The organism is Xanthomonas graminis pv. graminis (assembly GCF_030168915.1).
In the GTDB taxonomy this organism is placed as follows: Bacteria; Pseudomonadota; Gammaproteobacteria; order Xanthomonadales; family Xanthomonadaceae; genus Xanthomonas_A; species Xanthomonas_A translucens.
Map to the genome: position 1 here is coordinate 3,430,132 of NZ_CP076255.1, position 16,327 is coordinate 3,446,458.

The following is a 16,327-nucleotide window of genomic DNA, read 5'->3' on the forward strand; positions in this document are numbered from 1 at the left end:
GAGAAGCATCATGGAAAAAGAGAAAAATTGGGCGCTCAGAAATAAGCGATTCGACACATTCCATTTTTCTCGCGAAATCATGCGCGAGCTGGCTAGCTTGCGTCCCGACAATATAACCGGCGCTTTATACATAATCAAGGACTATACAGTAATGGTGGCCTGCGCAGTTGCGACGGTTCAACTCAGCTGGTGGCTTTACCCATTGGCATTGTTAATCATCGGCGCGCACCAGCGCGGGTTGACGACGATCTCGCACGATGCGGCGCACCGAATACTAGCAAAGAATAGAGTATGGAACAATTTCCTCGGGACGACGTTCGCCGCTTACCCTATATTCCAGCGGCACTGGGCATATCGCGTGTCCCATGTCTATCTACATCATCCGCACCTTGGCGATCCGGAGCAAGATCCCGACTTGAAGTTCTTTATCAAATCGGGGATTTATACGGTTCGCGAGCCGCGCGAGTACAAATCCTTTATTCTCTGGAAAGCGATCTTTGGTGGGGCCACGTTTCGTTACTTGAGCTATCTTTGGAGCAACCGATTCTTTGTTTCGGGAGATAGAGAGAAGAGCGTCGACAAGTGGGGCGTCCTTATCGACACGTACGGTTTCGCGGCATTCTGGATCGTGGCAGTTGCCGGCTTTACCGCAGCGAATGCTCTACATCTGCTTGTGCTTTTTTGGCTAATCCCTTATCTCACCACGTTTCAGGTGTTGGGTTGGTTCACCGAGCTGGCTGAGCACTCGCCCATGTGTGAAAGCGAGGTGGAGAATGTTTATTTGACAAGGAATAGAAAGGGCGGATTTATAGAACGCTTATTGTTCGGCGTCAATTACGACGAGTACCATCTTGAGCACCATCTTTCGCCGGGGGTCCCATTCTGGCTATTAAAGAAAGCACAGAACATCCGAATGCGCGACCCAATATATGCCAATATCGGAAAATCCTGGGGAGGTCTATTTTCGCGCGGCCCGCAGGGCCAGCCGAGCGTGATCTCGCAATTGCTTGATCGGAACCGTCGCCTCTACGAAATCAGCCTGCGCAAATGATCAGGAGCACATCCACAATGGAACATGTTTCCGATTGCGTGATTCGACCTGTTGTTGGAGTGACATCAAATCGCCATATCGATGATGGCGTTCATCGTGACAGGTTGCGACGACGCTACATTGAAGCCCTTGATACCTACGCTGCTGTCGAATGCGTCATTCTTCCGACTGTAGACGGGGATCTTCCTTGGGATACAAGCCTTAGAAAATTTCGTTACCTGATGCATCGTCTTGACGGCCTAGTCTTGACTGGCGACGAATCAAATCTCGATGCAGACATTTTTGATGGACGACAGCGCCGTTGGGACCGTGTCGACGACGACGTTATCGCTGGGGAACGAGACCGGCCCAGGGATCGCCTGTCGTGCGTCGCGTTGTCGATCGCAAGAGAGCTGGATATGCCAGTCCTCGGCATTTGCCGCGGGTTGCAGGAAATGAATGTTCAGCAAGGCGGAACGCTTGTGACACATCTGCCGGCCACGGAGTTCGGCATAGTGCACAGCGAGCCCATGAACGTACCCCGCGATCAGCAGTATCTGCCATCGCACGGAATTCGGATCGTGTCCGACGGAATACTTGCCGATATCCTCGGACAGGGAAATGATCGGCTCCAAGTTAATTCGCTTCATAACCAGGGAGTGACCGAGCCGGCGCCCGGGGTTCGAGTCGAGGCCATAGCCGACGATGGCGTCGTCGAGGCAATTTCCTGCCGCTCCTCGACTTTTCAGCTCGGAGTACAATGGCATCCCGAATGGCATGTCGGACACGATCCCGTAAGTCAGAAGATATTCCATCTCTTTGGCGATGCGTGCCAGGCATATGAAGCGAGGCGGCATGTCGGAAGCAATTCGGCATCCTTCTATAAGGCAATGGATTGAAGCCTGTCCAACATTGCATAATATAGTGACGAGATAATGGATCTCCATCTGATGGCTCTGTTCGCCATTGCGTTCACTTGCGCGGTCGCCGTGCCGGGGCCGAACGTAGCATATGTTGTGGCTCAAGCTCTCAAGTATGGCCGCAAGATTATAGTTCCCTGTTCGTTTGGCTTTGGACTGGCTACTGCGATTCACGCCATTGTCGCGCTGTCTGGGGTCGGCTTGATCATTCACGAGCACTCGTCGCTTCTCGGTTATCTGCGCTGGATAGGAGCGATCTATCTCACGTACATTGGTTTAATCTCTTTTCTGCCCCAACCGGAACATCACAGCACAGAAATAATCGCTTCTAGTCCGCGAAAGGTGTTCATCGATTCATCACTTGTCGCCCTGACTAATCCCAAGGGATGGCTGGCCACTTTGCTTACCTATCCAAGCTTTGTCAGTCCTTACTATTCTTACACGCACCAAGCAATTGCGTTGAGTTTGGCAGGACTGCTTATTTCTCTCTTAATCTATGGTGGATATGCGTTGCTTGCGCAAAGGGCACGCACCCTTTTCAGGAACGAACGCAATATAAGCCGGGTAGCCGGCGCAATCTATCTGCTTGTCGCAGTTTTCCTAGTGCTTTCCTGATTGAGTCAAGATTTCTCATGCGAGAAACGGCCGATGCAGGTCGTTCGTTGAAGAGGGCCGCAATCTCATGTCAATACTAATCCCTAAAGGGCTGCCGGCAGGTTGTGTTCTTGAAAACGAAGGTATCACCGTCTTAGAAGATGAGGCAATGATCCATCCGCAGTGCCGATCTATAAGCGTAGGGTTGCTTAACCTGATGCCAAATAAAGTCAATACCGAAATCCAGATAGCGCGCCTTTTGGGCTCCACCCACTTCCAGGTTGAGTTGACGCTTGTCAGGATATCCAGCCACTCATCGAAGAATACACCTGTCGAACACCTGAAATCCTTCTACAAGGACTGGCGGGATATTAATAATCGAAAATTTGATGGATTTATAATAACCGGGGCGCCGATTGAGAAAATTCCTTTCTGCAGCGTCGATTACTGGGATGAACTCGCTGGAGTATTTCAGTGGACGCAGACCAACGTCCATAGTTGCTTTAACATCTGTTGGGGGGCGCAAGCTGCTATGCATTTTTTCTATGGGGTGCCAAAGTACGTCTTGAAAGAAAAGTTATTCGGCGTATTTAAGCATCATATCCATGATATCGACTCCCCTTACTTGAAAGGTTTTTCCGAGGAACTCTACATTCCCGTGTCGCGCTGGACGGAAATGCGTCGCATCGACTTCCCTATTGATAGCGGCGTTTCCGTCCTCATTGATTCGCTCGATACCGGGCTTTGCTTGCTTAGTGACCCTAAGCATCATTCTTTGCATTTCTTTAATCATATCGAATACGATTCGAATACTCTTGCAGACGAATACTTCCGCGATCTATCCGCAGGAAGAAATACTAATCTACCCATCAACTATTTTCCAAACGATTGCCACTATCTGCCACCGACGAATCGATGGCGCAACCATGCAATTTTATTGTTTGAGAACTGGATCAGCCATATTCATAAAACGTCCTTGGCGGATCTGGATATGGTCGGTCGATGTCGATGAGCTGCCGCCAGCAGACGCGCAGCTCTCGTAAAACTCTCATATATACAACACTCATTTAAATGGCGGCGGTAATCTGTCATGAACTTCGATGAACTCCGGAATTCGGTCGCGTCTGGCGCGATCGATACGATATTGGTATGCATGGTCGACATGCAAGGTCGGCTCATGGGAAAACGCTATCATGCCGCTACATTTGTGCGTCACGATTACAACCAAGGCCATGCCTGCAATTATCTATTGGCCAATGACATGGAAATGGTCCCGGTGCCAGGTTACGCGAATGCCAGCTGGAGTGCTGGTTACGGCGATTTCGTCCTCAAGCCTGACTTTTCCAGCTTGCGATTGCTGCCTTGGCTGGACGCAACAGCATTGGTGATTTGCGATGTCTACAATGACAACGGCGAGCCAGTGGCGCAATCGCCCAGACATATCTTGCAAAGGCAGTTACGCCGGATATCCGACCGCGGAATGCGTGCCTGTTTCGCATCGGAGCTTGAGTTTTATCTTTTCGACGAGACTCATGCCGAAATTTCTAGAAAAAATTATAATTCACCAGCGGTATTTGGAAGTTACAATCAGGATTACAACATTCTATCGACAACGGGACAGGAGTGCGTCATGCGTCCGATCAGAAAAGGTTTATATGGCGCTGGTGTCGCAATTGAATGCACAAAGGGTGAGGGAGGCGCTGGCCAGGGGGAAATCAATGTTCGGCATTCAGACCCGTTGTCGATGGCCGATCAGCACACAATCATCAAGCACGGCAGCAAGGAAATAGCAGCGCAGCACGGCAAGTCAATCACCTACATGGCAAAATGGAACGATAATTATGCAGGATCGTCCAGCCACGTCCACGCGTCGCTATGGTCGTCTGATGGCCGACCCCTTTTTTATGACGAAGCAGAACCGCAGGGAATGTCCGTTATAATGAGGAGCTACTTGGCCGGAATCCTCAAGTATGCGGGAGATATTACTCTCCTGTTGGCACCCTACATAAACTCCTATAAAAGATTTCAGATTGACACGTTCGCACCCACTAAGATCGCATGGGGCTGCGACAATCGAACGACCGGCTTACGCGTTTGTGGCCTGGGCTCGGATGATCTGCGCGTCGAGTGCCGCATTGGTGGTGCCGATATGAATCCCTACATTGCGTTCGCAGGACTGATTGCAGCTGGCTTGGCGGGGATTGACGAGAAACTGCCATTGGGCGAGCCGTGCAAGAGCGATGCATATCGCGACACGGGATTGCCGGACATCCCGAAAACACTCAGAGCTGCCATCGGCATCAGTTCGAGCTCGAGTTGGCTCCGCGAGGTGCTAGGAAGCGGGGTTGTCGACCATTACGTCCACGCCGCGCAATGGGAACAATCCGAATACGATAGGCATGTAACCGATTGGGATTTGCTCAGGGGATTTGAACGTAGTTAGGGAAGGTCTGGTCAATGCGTTCGATAGTGCCATCCCCATGTAGGCAGACACCAGACACGCCGCGTCGCCGGGTCGAAGAGTGAGAGGACGAACCAGAAAACGCGAGCCGACTTGCCCACGCAAATCAGCAGAAACCAAGAAGCCCACGTGGAGACCTAATAGCCTATGCAGCAAGAGGGGTTTTGGCAAAAACGATACCTCAAACGCTATCTTGGGAGGTCGTTCGAGGTGGTCTTCCGCCGGAAGGAATAGGCAGCGCGGTCAAGAACTTAGCACTGAAATTCACAAGGCTGGAGCGGGCGATGGGAATCGAACCCACGTCAGTAGCTTGGGAAGCTACAGCTCTACCATTGAGCTACGCCCGCGTCGCCGGTGCAGTCTATGCGGTGGGCAGGCGGTTGCGCAAGAAATCGGTGTGACCACGCGGCGGCGGATGGGGCGGCGGCGCCCGAGCGATCGTGATGCCGATACTTGCTTGCAGGTGGGGATGTGTTGCGGGAGAAGCTTCAGCCCCGACGCCCTACCGATAAGGCGTCGGGGCTGAAGCCCCTCCCACAGGGAACCGGTTTGGCGGCGCGCAGCCTGACATTCCCTTGTGCCCGGCGCATGCATGGCCGGGCACGAGGGACAACAACGACGCCGCGCTTAGAAGCTGCCGCCGAAGTTCACGAACAGCGAGGTGTCGTGCGCGCGGCTCTGGCCGGTGGTGGCGGCGATGCCGACATTGCTCTCCAGGCCAAACACCTTGGCCCGCGCGCCCAGCACCACCGAGGCGTAGTTGCGGTCGATGGCCAGGCCCGGCACCGCGTAGGCGCCCAGGTCGGGCATGGTCTGCAGCCACGCGGTGGCTTGCTCGCCCTTCTTGAACTCGTGGTCGTAGGTCGCCTGCAGGTACGGCTTCACCGCGCCCGCATCGAGGCTGGCCTTCCAGCCGACGCGGCCGACCAGCGACTCGACGTCCTGGTCGTAGTAGCCCAGCGCGCTGGAATTCGGGTTGCTCTCGGTGTAGCCATCGAGCTTGACCTTCTGCCAGATCGCCGCGGCCACCGGGCCGTGCTTGAACGTGCCTTCTCCGAACTCGTAGCCGCCCTGCAGCGCTGCGGTCAGGTTGCTGCCGTCCGGCGAGCCGTTGTGCTCGATGGTGGCCGGGCCGAGGTTGACCTTGCGCTTGACGTCGTAGCTCAGCCAGCTGTAGCTGACCTGGGCGTTGACCCAGGCGTGCTCGCCATACCAGCCGGCGAAGCCGCCCAGGGTGCTGTCGTCCTGGGTGTAGTCGCCGCCGCGGTTGCCGAAGTCGGCATCCACGCGGCCGAAGCCGCCGAAGCCGCCGAACACCCACTCGCCGCGCGACCAGTCCACGCCGAACAGGCCGGCCGGGGCCAGGCCGTCGTACAGGTCGCCGTGCGAATAGCGCTGCATGTCGCCGCGCAGGTTGCCCCACCAGCGCATGCCGTCCGCTTCCGGGCGGCCATCGACGTGCCAGGCGATCTGGTCGGCGCGCGCGCGGCCGGTGACTTCGGCCGAGTGACTCAGCACCTGCTGCAGGCGCGGGCCTTCCAGGATCGACAGCGCGTACTGCGCCAGAATCTCGTGGGTGCGGCCGGTGGGGTGGATGCCGTCGGCGAACACGTAGCTGTCGGCAGCGTCGGCGCTGACGTAGCTGGTCGGGTTGCAGGTCAGCGACTGCGCGGTGATCTGCGGCTGGCAGGCGGTGCCGGTGGAGTTGCTGAAACCGTAGGTGGACGGGCTGGCGATCACTTCCTGCAGCAGGTGGAAGGTATCCACCGGGATCACCTGCAGCCCGGCGCTCTTGAGCCCGGCGAACAGGGCGCTGTTGTAGCTGCCGGCCAGCGCGGTGCCCTGCGCCATCGCCGTGGCGCCGCCGGCGCGGAAGCGCGGGGTCAGGCCGACATCGGGGATGGTGGTGACCATGACGTAACGCGCGCCGGCGTTCTGCAGGCCCGCGACGATGCCGACCTCGGCCGTGACCGCGTTGCCGATCGTGGCCTGGGCCGGTGCGCCGGCCGCGACCGCGAGCAGGTCGTTGGCCCCGCCCCACAGGCTGTACAGCGCGTTCGGGTCGGCCTTGCCGCCGTTGGACGCCAGGTACCTGCTGGCCTGCGTCGCCAGCGACGGCGCCACGCCCAGCGCGCTGGGATTGGCCACGCCGACGCGGGCATTGCCGGCGGCGTAGTCGTCGCCGATCTGGCCGTTGCCGTTGGCGTGGCCGTCGGTGTGGTAGTGGTCGGCGATGTACTGCGCCCAGACCCAGTCCGGATTGGTCGTGAACTGGCCGGTCACCGCCTGCACCGAGGCCGGCAGCAGCGGCCGGTAGTAGCCGGCGTCGGTGAGGCTGTCGCCGAAGAACACGGTGCGGCTATAGGTCTGTTGCGCGAACGCGGGCGCGGCGGCGAGCACGATCGCGGCGGCCAGTAGCGAACGGAGTGGACGGATGGACGAAGTCATGGAGGCCCTCCCAGGCGATGATGAAAGTGACGCGGGGCACGGCCAGAACATACGCAGCCGCATGGAAGGCATGATTTCACCTCTGCCCCTCACGCTCACGTTGCACTGCCGCAATGCATCGCGCACCTGGCGGCACGCACGGCACAATGATGGCATGAACATCGAATTGAACGGCCAGGTCCGCCCTTTGCAGCCCCACACCACCGTCGCCGCCCTGCTGCTCGAGGAGGGGCTGGCGCAGCGCCGCGTCGCGGTCGAGGTCAACGGCGCGATCGTGCCGCGCGGCGCGCATGCCGAGCACGCGCTGCGCGACGGCGACCGGGTCGAGATCGTGCACGCGCTGGGCGGCGGCTGAATTCCGCGCGGCGCCCGACTCGGCAGCGCCGGGTACGATGGGCGATAATCCGGCGATGAACGCTCACGCCCCCCACGATGCGCTGGTGATCGCCGGCAAGCCCTACCGTTCCCGCCTGCTCACCGGCACCGGCAAGTTCGCCGATCTGCAACAGACCCGACAGGCCACCGAGGCCGCCGGCGCCGAAATCGTCACCGTGGCGATCCGCCGCTCCAACATCGGCCAGACCCCGGGCGAGCCCAACCTGCTGGATGTGCTACCGCCGGAGCGCTACACCATCCTGCCCAACACCGCCGGCTGCTACAGCGCCGAGGACGCGGTGCGCACCTGCCGCCTGGCGCGCGAACTGCTCGACGGCCACAACCTGACCAAGCTGGAAGTGCTCGGCGACCAGCGCACCTTGTTCCCGGACGTGGTGCAGACCCTGAAGGCCGCCGAGATCCTGGTCGCCGACGGGTTCGAGGTGATGGTCTATACCAGCGACGACCCGATCCTGGCCAAGCGCCTGGAGGAGATCGGCTGCGTGGCGGTGATGCCGCTGGCCGCGCCGATCGGCTCCGGGCTGGGCATCCAGAACCGCTACAACCTGCTGGAAATCATCGACAACGCCAAGGTGCCGATCATCGTCGATGCCGGCGTCGGCACCGCCTCGGACGCGGCGATCGCGATGGAACTGGGCTGCGACGGCGTGCTGATGAACACCGCCATCGCCGGCGCGCGCAACCCGGTGCTGATGGCCAGCGCGATGCGCAAGGCGGTCGAGGCCGGGCGCGAGGCGTTCCTGGCCGGGCGCATCCCGCGCAAGCGCTACGCCAGCGCCTCCTCGCCGGTCGACGGGTTGATCGGCTGAGGCCGCGCGCATGACCGATCCGTTCTCCAGCGCCGGCGCCAAGACCCCGCCCAAGCCCTTCACCATCGAGGAAGGCCGCCGCCAGGTGCGCAGTTTCGTGCTGCGCCAGGGCCGCTTCACGCCCGCCCAGCAGCGCGCGTTCGACGAACTGTGGCCGCGCTTCGGCCTGGATTACAGCGGCCAGCCGCGCGATCTCGACGCCACCTTCGGCCGCACCGCGCCCAAGGTGCTGGAGATCGGCTTCGGCAACGGCGAGGCGCTGCGCTTCGCCGCACGCCACGCCCCGGCCCGCGACTACATCGGCATCGAGGTGCACGCGCCCGGCGTGGGCCGCGTGTTGAACGCGCTGGCCGCAGACGGCAGCGAGCACGTGCGCCTGTACCACCACGACGCGGTGGAAGTGCTGGAGCACGAGATCGCCGACGGCGCGCTCGACGAAGTGCGCATCTACTTCCCCGACCCGTGGCACAAGAAGCGCCACAACAAGCGCCGCCTGCTGCAGCCGGCGTTCGCCGCGCTGCTGGTGCGCAAGTTGCGCGCCGGCGGCCGCCTGCACGCGGCCACCGACTGGGCCGACTACGCCGAGCAGATGTGGGACGTGCTCGACGCCACCGCCGGCCTGGTCAACCGCGCCGGCCCGCGCGGCCATGTGCCGCGCCCGGACTGGCGCCCGCAAACCCATTTCGAAACCCGCGGCCAGAAGCTGGGCCATGGCGTGTGGGATTTGCTGTACGACCGGGAATCGGAAGCGGGCAATGCGGAATCGGAACAGCCACCGCCCCCGGCATCCGCGTAGCGCCAGCCTGCGTCAAACCATCGCTTCTGCCATTCTCCATTCCCGAATCCCCACTCCCGGCCCCCAATGGACACCGCGCTGACGCTGACCACCGATATGAAGCTCGTGCTCGGGCTGGTCGGCTTCACGATGGCCATGTTCGTGTTCGAGCGCATCCGCGCCGACGTGGTCGCGCTGGTGGTGCTGGTGGTGCTCGGGGTAACCGGGCTGGTCGCGCCGGAAGAGCTGTTCAGCGGTTTCTCCGGCAATGCGGTGATGAGCATCATCGCCACCACCATCCTCGGCGCCGGGCTGGAGCGCACCGGCGCGCTGAACCGGCTGGCGTCGTGGCTGCTGCGCCGCGCGCACGGCGTGGAAGAGCGGCTGATGCTGCTGACCACCGGCATCGCCGGACTCAATTCCTCGTTCATGCAGAACCCCTCGGTGATGGCGCTGTACCTGCCGGTGGCCTCGCGCCTGGCCGCGCGCACCGGGCTGACCCTGCAGCGCCTGCTGCTGCCGATCGCCGCGGCGATCGTGATGGGCGGCGCGCTGACCATGGTCGGCAACTCGCCGCTGATCCTGCTCAACGACCTGCTGCAGTCGGCCAACAACAACCTGCCCTCGGGCACGGCCACGATCGAGCCGCTGCGCATGTTCGCGCCGCTGCCGATCGGCGTGGCGCTGCTGCTGGCCTCGCTGATCTACTTCCGCGTGCGCGGCGACCGCACGCTGATGGAAGAGGAGCAGCTGATCAACAACGGGGTCACCCCGGCGCGCACCGAGAGCTACTTCGCGCGCACCTACGGCATCGAAGGCGACGTGTTCGAGCTGATCGTCAGCGCCGACAGCCCGCTGGTCGGCATGACCCTGGGCGAGGCCGAGACGGTGCACGACGCGCCGCTGCTGCTGGCGCTGAAGACCGGCAACGACACCCGCCTGGCGCCGCCGGCGGACATGCGCATCTGGGTCGGCAGCGTGCTCGGGGTGATGGGCGCGCGGCAACAGGTGGCCGATTTCGCGCAGAACCAGTTCCTGCGCCTGTCCTCGCGGCTGCGCAATCTCGGCGACCTGTTCAATCCCAGCCGCGCCGGCATCTCCGAGGCGGTGATCCCGCCGACCTCGCGCTTCATCGGCAAGAGCGCGGCCGAGCTGCGCCTGCGCAAGCAGGCCGGGATCAGCCTGCTGGCGATCAACCGCGACAAGCAGGTGATCCGCGAGGACGTGCGCAAGGTGCATCTGCGCGCCGGCGACATGCTGGTGTTCCACAGCATCTGGCAGGACCTGGCGCAGGCCTCGGAGAGCCGCGACTTCGTCGTGGTCACCGACTATCCGAAAGGCGAGCACCGCCCGCACAAGTTCAAGATCGCGATGACCATCTTCGCGCTGACCATCCTGATCGCGCTGACCAGCAAGCTGCCGGTGGCGCTGACCCTGATGACCGGCGTGGCCGGCATGCTGCTGACCGGCGTGCTGCGCATGGACGAGGCCTACGCCTCGATCAACTGGAAGACCATCTTCATGATGGCCGGGTTGATCCCGCTGGGCTGGGCGATGGACAGCAGCGGCACGGCGGCCTGGGTCGCCGGCCACACCATCGCGCGGCTGCCCGAAGGCGTGCCGGTGTGGGCGCTGGAGATCGCGCTGGCGCTGCTGACCACCGCGTTCTCGCTGGTCATCAGCCACGTCGGCGCGACCATCGTGATGGTGCCGATCGCGGTCAACCTGGCGCTGGCGTCTGGCGGCAATCCCACCGCGTTCGCGCTGATCGTGGCGCTGTCGGCGTCCAACAATTTGATGACCGCGTCCAACCCGGTGATCTCGATGGTCACCGGCCCGGCCAACTACCAGCCGCGCGAACTGTGGCGGGTCGGCGCGCCGCTGTCGCTGATCTATACCGCGATGGTGGTGCTGATGGTCAACCTGATGTCGATGGCCTGGTGGGGCGCGTTCTAGGCGGCACTCACGCCAGGAACACCTGGCCTTCGCGCACCGCCACCGGCACCGCGAGCAGGCTCTGGCCGCGGCACGGCCCCGACATGCAGTTGCCGTGCTGCAGTTCGAACGTGGCGCCATGCGCGGCGCAGACCAGATGGCCTTCGCGGCTTTTCAGGAACTGCCCCGGCGCCCAGTCGAGCCGGCGCCCGGCATGCGGGCATACGTTCAACCAAGCGCGTACGCCGTCGCCGTCGCGGTACAGCAGCAACGATTCGACAGCGCCGCCGAGCGTGGCCTCGGCCTCGACCAGGCTGCCGGGTGCGAGTTGCGCCAGTTGCGCCAGCACAGCGGAAGATGACTCGGTCATGGAAAGCCGGCGGCCACGCGGAAACAGCCGCCATTCTTGCATGTCCGCGGTGCGCCCCCGCGCCGCGCTTCACCTGGCGGCGACACGCAAGGCCTTGAACGGGAAAGTGTTAACTTTACGCTTAACGAACTTTTCACTCTGTCACAGAAGACAGCGCGGATACTGCCGCCTCGGTTCCAACTGACACAGACTTCTGCCATGCGTGCACGCGCCTTCCATTTCGATCAGTTCCGGCATGTCTTCGCGCCGCGCAAGCCGCGCCATCCGCTGGTCAAACTGGCCGTCGGTTTGCTTGGCCTGGCGATCCTCGCCGGGCTGGTGTTCGTGAGCGTGTTCGTCGGCGCGGCGATGATCCTCGGCGGCATCGCGATGAAGCTGCTGAGCCAGCGCGGCAAGCGCCCGTCCGCGGCGCGCCAGCAGGTGGTCGATGGCGAGTACCGCGTGTTGCGCAAGCCAGCCTTGCCGCTTTAAAGCGGGGAATGGGGAGTGGGGAATCGTGAAAGCGATGTTCTCGCCCCCGCTGGAATTGGGTTGAAGCCGACGCGTTAGACTGCTGCATCCTGTTTTTTACTGGATGCATCCCATGAAAGACCTGTTTGCCGCTGTCGAAGCGCCGCGCGTGCCCGTGCGTGGGCTGGGGCTGTTTCCGGTGCATCGCATCTACTGCGTGGGCCACAATTTCGCCGACCATGCGCGCGAGATGGGCGCCAGCGCGCCGGCCTCGAAGGCCGAGCGCGGCCAGCCGACGTTCTTCATGAAGCCGGCCGATGCGCTGGTGATCGGCAGCGCATCCATTCCCTACCCGTCCGCGACCCAGGACCTGCACCACGAAGTGGAGCTGGTGGTGGCGCTGGGCCAGGATGCGCCGGCCGGCGTGCTCGGCGTCGAGGATGCGGCCGCACTGGTGTTCGCCTACGGCGTCGGCCTGGACCTGACCCGGCGCGACCTGCAGGCCACGGCCAAGGCCAGGGGCCTGCCGTGGGACATCGCCAAGGGCTTCGACCATTCCGCGCCGATCAGCGAACTGATCCCGGCCGGCGAAGTGGGCGCGCTGGAGGCGTTGAACCTGTCGCTGGAGGTCAATGGCCAGGTGCGCCAGCAATCGCTGCTCGACCAGATGATCTGGAACGTGCCGGAGATCCTGCACGAACTGTCCAAGCTGTTCGCGCTGCGCGCCGGCGACCTGGTGTTCATGGGCACGCCGGCCGGCGTGGCCGCGCTGCGGCCGGGCGATCGCTTCAGCGCGCGGCTGGAGAACGTCGCCGAGCGCCACGGCGTGATCGTCGCTTGAGTGCGCATCGCATGCAGGCGATCGGCGTGCGGCTTGATCCGGGAACGACAACGACTGCGCTAGGCTTGCACCGCGGCGACAGGCCCGCGCAACGATTGAGGAGCCCCCGATGGGCATGATCCGTGAGTTCAAGGAATTCGCCATGCGCGGCAACGTGCTGGACCTGGCGGTCGGCGTGGTGCTCGGCGCGGCGTTCGGCAAGATCGTCACCGCGCTGGTGGAGAAGATCATCATGCCGCCGATCGGCATGCTCGCCGGCGGCGTGGATTTCTCGCGCTGGGCGTGGACGCTGAAGGCGGCGACGGTGGACGCGGCGGGCAAGGACGTGCCGCCGGTGGTGATCGGCGTCGGCGATTTCCTCAACACCATCCTGCAGTTCGTGATCGTGGCCTTCGCCATTTTCATGCTGTTCAAGGCGATCAACCGCATCGCGCGCAAGGAACCGCCCGCGCCCAAGGCGCCGAGCGAGGAAGTGCTGCTGCTGCGCGAGATCCGCGATGCGTTGAAGCACGACGCCACGCCGCAGTGAGTGCCTTGCGCAGGCGCGACACGCGCTGCTAAGCTCGTGGTTCACCCTGTCGCGGAGTCCTTCATGCGCCGTCTTGCCGTCGTCATCGCCGCCATGTTTGTTGCCTCGTCCGCCGCCGCGGCCGAGAAGACCACCCGCATCCCGGACGCGGCGCTGTCCACCGCCGCCACGCTGCGCGAGCAGGCGCTGGCCGACGACACCGGTTGGAAGGTGGTCGAATCGCTGACCACCGAGGTCGGCCCGCGCATGGCCGGCAGCGACGCCGATGCGCGCGCGGTCGCGTGGGCCACGGCCCAGTTCAAGGCGCTGGGCTTCGACAAGGTGTGGACCGAGCCGGTGACGTTCCCGAAATGGGAGCGGCGCAGCGAACACGCGCAGGTGCTCGGCGCCAATGCGCAGCCGCTGCGCGTCACCGCGCTGGGCGGCAGCCCGGCCGGCACGGTCGAGGCCGAGGTGGTGCGCTTCGCCGACCTCGCCGCACTGCAGGCCGCCCCCGCCGGTTCGCTGCGCGGCAAGATCGCCTTCGTCGATTACCAGATGGTCAAGGCGCGCGACGGCAAGGACTACGGCAACGGCGGCGCGGTGCGCAGCAAGGGGCCGTCGGAGGCGATCCGCAAGGGCGCGATCGGCTTCGTGATGCGCTCGGCCGGCACCGATTCGCACCGCGTGCCGCATACCGGCATCACCCTGTTCGACGAAGGCCTGACCCCGGTGCCGGCGGCGGCGCTGGCGGTGCCCGACGCCAACCAGCTGGCGCGGCTGGTCGCGCGCGGCCCGGTGCTGTTGCGCCTGGCGTTGGACTGCGGCTGGGACGGCCAGGCCACCTCGTACAACGTGATCGGCGAGATCACCGGGCGCAGCGAGCCCAAGAACGTGGTGGTGATCGGCGGTCATCTGGACTCGTGGGACCTGGGCACCGGCGCGATCGACGACGGTGCCGGGGTCGGCATCAGCATGGCCGCCGGGCACCTGATCGGCCAGCTCAAGCGCGCGCCCAAGCGCACGATTCGCGTGGTCGCCTTCGCCAACGAAGAACAGGGACTGTACGGCGGCAAGGCCTATGCGCAAGCGCACGCCAAGGACGTGGCGCTGCACCAGATCGCCGCCGAGAGCGATTTCGGCGCCGGCCGCATCTATGCGTTCAACACCGGCTCCGGCGATGCCGCCGCCTCGCGCGAGGCGACCCGGCAGATCGCCGAAGCGCTGGCGCCGCTCGGCATCGCCTACGCGCCGGACAGCGGCGGCCCCGGCCCGGACGTGGGTCCGCTCGCGGCCAAGGGCGGCGCCTGGGCGTGGCTGGCGCAGGACGGCAGCGACTACTTCGATCTGCACCACACCGCCGACGACACCCTGGACAAGATCGATCCCAAGGCGCTGGCGCAGAACGTCGCCGCCTATGCGGTGTTCGCCTATCTGGCCGCGGAGGCCGACGGCGGTTTCGGCAGCTAGGCCAAGACAGTGCAACCGCCCCAAGAGTAAGCTGACGGGCCTGCCGCGGGGGATGTGCAGGCTTTCCCTTTATCGCAACATCGCCAGGACCACGATGGGCAAAGGGCAAGGTCGTGCAGGCTCCACGGTAACGCTTCTGGATGTGGCGCAGCACGCAGGCGTCTCGCCGATGACCGCCTCGCGCGTGATCAACCGCCACCCGCGGGTGGGCGCGTCGCTGCGCGAGCGCGTCGAGGCCTCGATCAAGACGCTCGGCTACCGCCCCAACCTGGCCGGGCGCTCGTTGCGCACCGCCAGCCTGGCGCGGATCGGCGTGCTGTACAGCAATCCCAGCGCGGCCTATCTCAACCAGTTCATGCTCGGCATCCTCGAACAGAGCAGCCTGGACGGCAGCCAGGTGCTGGTGGAAAAGAGCGACGATATCGGCAGCCAGCGCACCGCCACCGAGCGCCTGCTCGACGCCGGCGTGGACGGGGTGATCCTGCCGCCGCCGCTGTGCGATTCGCGGCAGACCATCGAGGAACTGGACGCGCGCGGCATCCCGGTGGTCGCCGTGTCCACCGGCACGCCGGTGCACGGCGTCAGTTCGGTGCGCATCGACGACTACCAGGCGGCCTGCGCGATCACCCGGCATCTGCTCGACCTCGGCCACCGCGACATCGGCTTCATCAGCGGCGATCCCCAACACACCCCGAGCGCGCCGCGCAGCCGCGCGTTCTTCGACACCATGGCCGCGGCCGGCCTGCCGGTGGCCGCAGCGCGCGTGGCCGAAGGCCTGTTCACCTATCGCTCCGGGCTGCTCGCCGCGACCGCGTTGCTGCACGCCGCGCCGCGTCCGAGCGCGCTGCTGTGCAGCAACGACGACATGGCCGCCGCCGCGGTCGCCATCGCCCACGGCCTGCGCCTGCGCGTACCCGATGACCTGTCGATCACCGGCTTCGACGACACCCCGGTGGCGACCACGATCTGGCCCGAGCTGACCACCATCCACCAGCCGGTCACCGCAATGGGCCGCGCCGCGGTGACGCTGCTGCTCGACGAGATCCGCCAACGCCGCGCCGGCCTGCCCAGCCGCGGCATCCACCAGGTGATGAACTACACGCTGGTGACGCGCGGCTCGACCGCGCCGCCGGCGCACGCGCCGTTGCCGCAGGCGGCGGGCTAGCGCGTTTTCTTCGCTGTGCTTAAAGGCGACGGAATGTCGTAGGCGCGACTGCAGGTGGCTTCGCGCCATCGGTCGCGATGCGCTTTCCTGGTAACGCCCGTCGCGACTGAAGTCGCTCCCACAAGATTTGGTCGACTGCAACTATCCGAGTCGAA

General features: G+C 63.4%; 16 protein-coding genes and 1 tRNA gene. 14 read left to right on the forward strand and 3 right to left on the reverse strand.

The features are described 5' to 3' along the window. Positions 1-10: 10 nt before the first annotated feature. The 5 genes from KHF85_RS14865 (at position 11) to KHF85_RS14885 (ending at position 4,987) form a co-directional block, all read left to right on the forward strand. Entirely contained in the window at positions 11-1,051 is a 1,041-nt protein-coding gene (locus KHF85_RS14865) for a fatty acid desaturase family protein (protein WP_284567249.1), read from the forward strand. Positions 1,052-1,068: 17 nt separating this feature from the next. Continuing rightward, positions 1,069-1,929, forward strand: a complete 861-nt coding sequence (locus tag KHF85_RS14870) for a gamma-glutamyl-gamma-aminobutyrate hydrolase family protein (protein ID WP_284567250.1) — start codon at positions 1,069-1,071, stop codon at positions 1,927-1,929. Between the two features lie 36 nt (positions 1,930-1,965). Beyond that, entirely contained in the window at positions 1,966-2,565 is a 600-nt protein-coding gene (locus KHF85_RS14875) for a LysE family translocator (RefSeq protein ID WP_345782166.1), read from the forward strand. A 67-nt stretch (positions 2,566-2,632) separates the two neighbouring features. Beyond that, positions 2,633-3,556 (forward strand): homoserine O-succinyltransferase, encoded by a 924-nt coding sequence (locus KHF85_RS14880; RefSeq protein ID WP_284567252.1) that lies wholly within the window; start codon positions 2,633-2,635, stop codon positions 3,554-3,556. 78 nt (positions 3,557-3,634) lie between these two features. Then, positions 3,635-4,987: a glutamine synthetase family protein gene (locus tag KHF85_RS14885; protein ID WP_284567253.1), complete on the forward strand. Its 1,353-nt coding sequence runs from the start codon at positions 3,635-3,637 to the stop codon at positions 4,985-4,987. A 291-nt stretch (positions 4,988-5,278) separates the two neighbouring features. Here KHF85_RS14885 and KHF85_RS14890 read toward each other — a convergent pair. Both KHF85_RS14890 and KHF85_RS14895 read right to left on the reverse strand, forming a co-directional pair. Next, a tRNA-Gly gene (locus tag KHF85_RS14890) sits at positions 5,279-5,352 on the reverse strand. A gap of 280 nt (positions 5,353-5,632) precedes the next feature. After that, positions 5,633-7,453, reverse strand: a complete 1,821-nt coding sequence (locus KHF85_RS14895) for an autotransporter outer membrane beta-barrel domain-containing protein (RefSeq protein WP_284567254.1) — start codon at positions 7,451-7,453, stop codon at positions 5,633-5,635. Between the two features lie 154 nt (positions 7,454-7,607). Between KHF85_RS14895 and thiS the strand changes: the two genes are divergently transcribed. The 4 genes from thiS to KHF85_RS14915 all read left to right on the forward strand — a co-directional run bounded on the left by thiS (position 7,608) and on the right by KHF85_RS14915 (position 11,389). Then, a complete protein-coding gene (gene thiS / locus KHF85_RS14900; protein ID WP_003477142.1) occupies positions 7,608-7,808 on the forward strand; it encodes a sulfur carrier protein ThiS in 201 nt (66 codons plus the stop codon). A 55-nt stretch (positions 7,809-7,863) separates the two neighbouring features. Next, positions 7,864-8,658, forward strand: coding sequence for a thiazole synthase (locus KHF85_RS14905; protein WP_284567255.1), 795 nt, complete (start codon positions 7,864-7,866; stop codon positions 8,656-8,658). A gap of 10 nt (positions 8,659-8,668) precedes the next feature. Further along, positions 8,669-9,454: a tRNA (guanosine(46)-N7)-methyltransferase TrmB gene (gene trmB / locus KHF85_RS14910; protein ID WP_284567256.1), complete on the forward strand. Its 786-nt coding sequence runs from the start codon at positions 8,669-8,671 to the stop codon at positions 9,452-9,454. Positions 9,455-9,520: 66 nt separating this feature from the next. Then, entirely contained in the window at positions 9,521-11,389 is a 1,869-nt protein-coding gene (locus KHF85_RS14915) for an SLC13 family permease (protein WP_284567257.1), read from the forward strand. A 7-nt stretch (positions 11,390-11,396) separates the two neighbouring features. On the opposite strand, the gene KHF85_RS14920 is transcribed toward KHF85_RS14915, so the two are convergent. Further along, a complete protein-coding gene (locus KHF85_RS14920; RefSeq protein ID WP_284567258.1) occupies positions 11,397-11,738 on the reverse strand; it encodes a Rieske (2Fe-2S) protein in 342 nt (113 codons plus the stop codon). Positions 11,739-11,936: 198 nt separating this feature from the next. On the opposite strand from KHF85_RS14920, the gene KHF85_RS14925 reads away from it, so the two are divergent. From KHF85_RS14925 to KHF85_RS14945, 5 genes are all read left to right on the forward strand, one after another. Further along, positions 11,937-12,209, forward strand: coding sequence for a hypothetical protein (locus tag KHF85_RS14925; protein WP_053835337.1), 273 nt, complete (start codon positions 11,937-11,939; stop codon positions 12,207-12,209). Positions 12,210-12,321: 112 nt separating this feature from the next. Further along, on the forward strand, positions 12,322-13,029 hold the full coding sequence (locus KHF85_RS14930) for a fumarylacetoacetate hydrolase family protein (protein ID WP_284567259.1): 708 nt from the start codon (positions 12,322-12,324) through the stop codon (positions 13,027-13,029). A 109-nt stretch (positions 13,030-13,138) separates the two neighbouring features. Beyond that, positions 13,139-13,558 (forward strand): large-conductance mechanosensitive channel protein MscL, encoded by a 420-nt coding sequence (mscL, locus tag KHF85_RS14935; RefSeq protein ID WP_284567260.1) that lies wholly within the window; start codon positions 13,139-13,141, stop codon positions 13,556-13,558. A gap of 63 nt (positions 13,559-13,621) precedes the next feature. Further along, positions 13,622-15,007, forward strand: a complete 1,386-nt coding sequence (locus KHF85_RS14940; RefSeq protein ID WP_284567261.1) for a M28 family peptidase — start codon at positions 13,622-13,624, stop codon at positions 15,005-15,007. A 94-nt stretch (positions 15,008-15,101) separates the two neighbouring features. Continuing rightward, positions 15,102-16,172 (forward strand): LacI family DNA-binding transcriptional regulator, encoded by a 1,071-nt coding sequence (locus tag KHF85_RS14945; RefSeq protein WP_409976621.1) that lies wholly within the window; start codon positions 15,102-15,104, stop codon positions 16,170-16,172. The last annotated feature ends 155 nt before the right edge of the window (positions 16,173-16,327 follow it).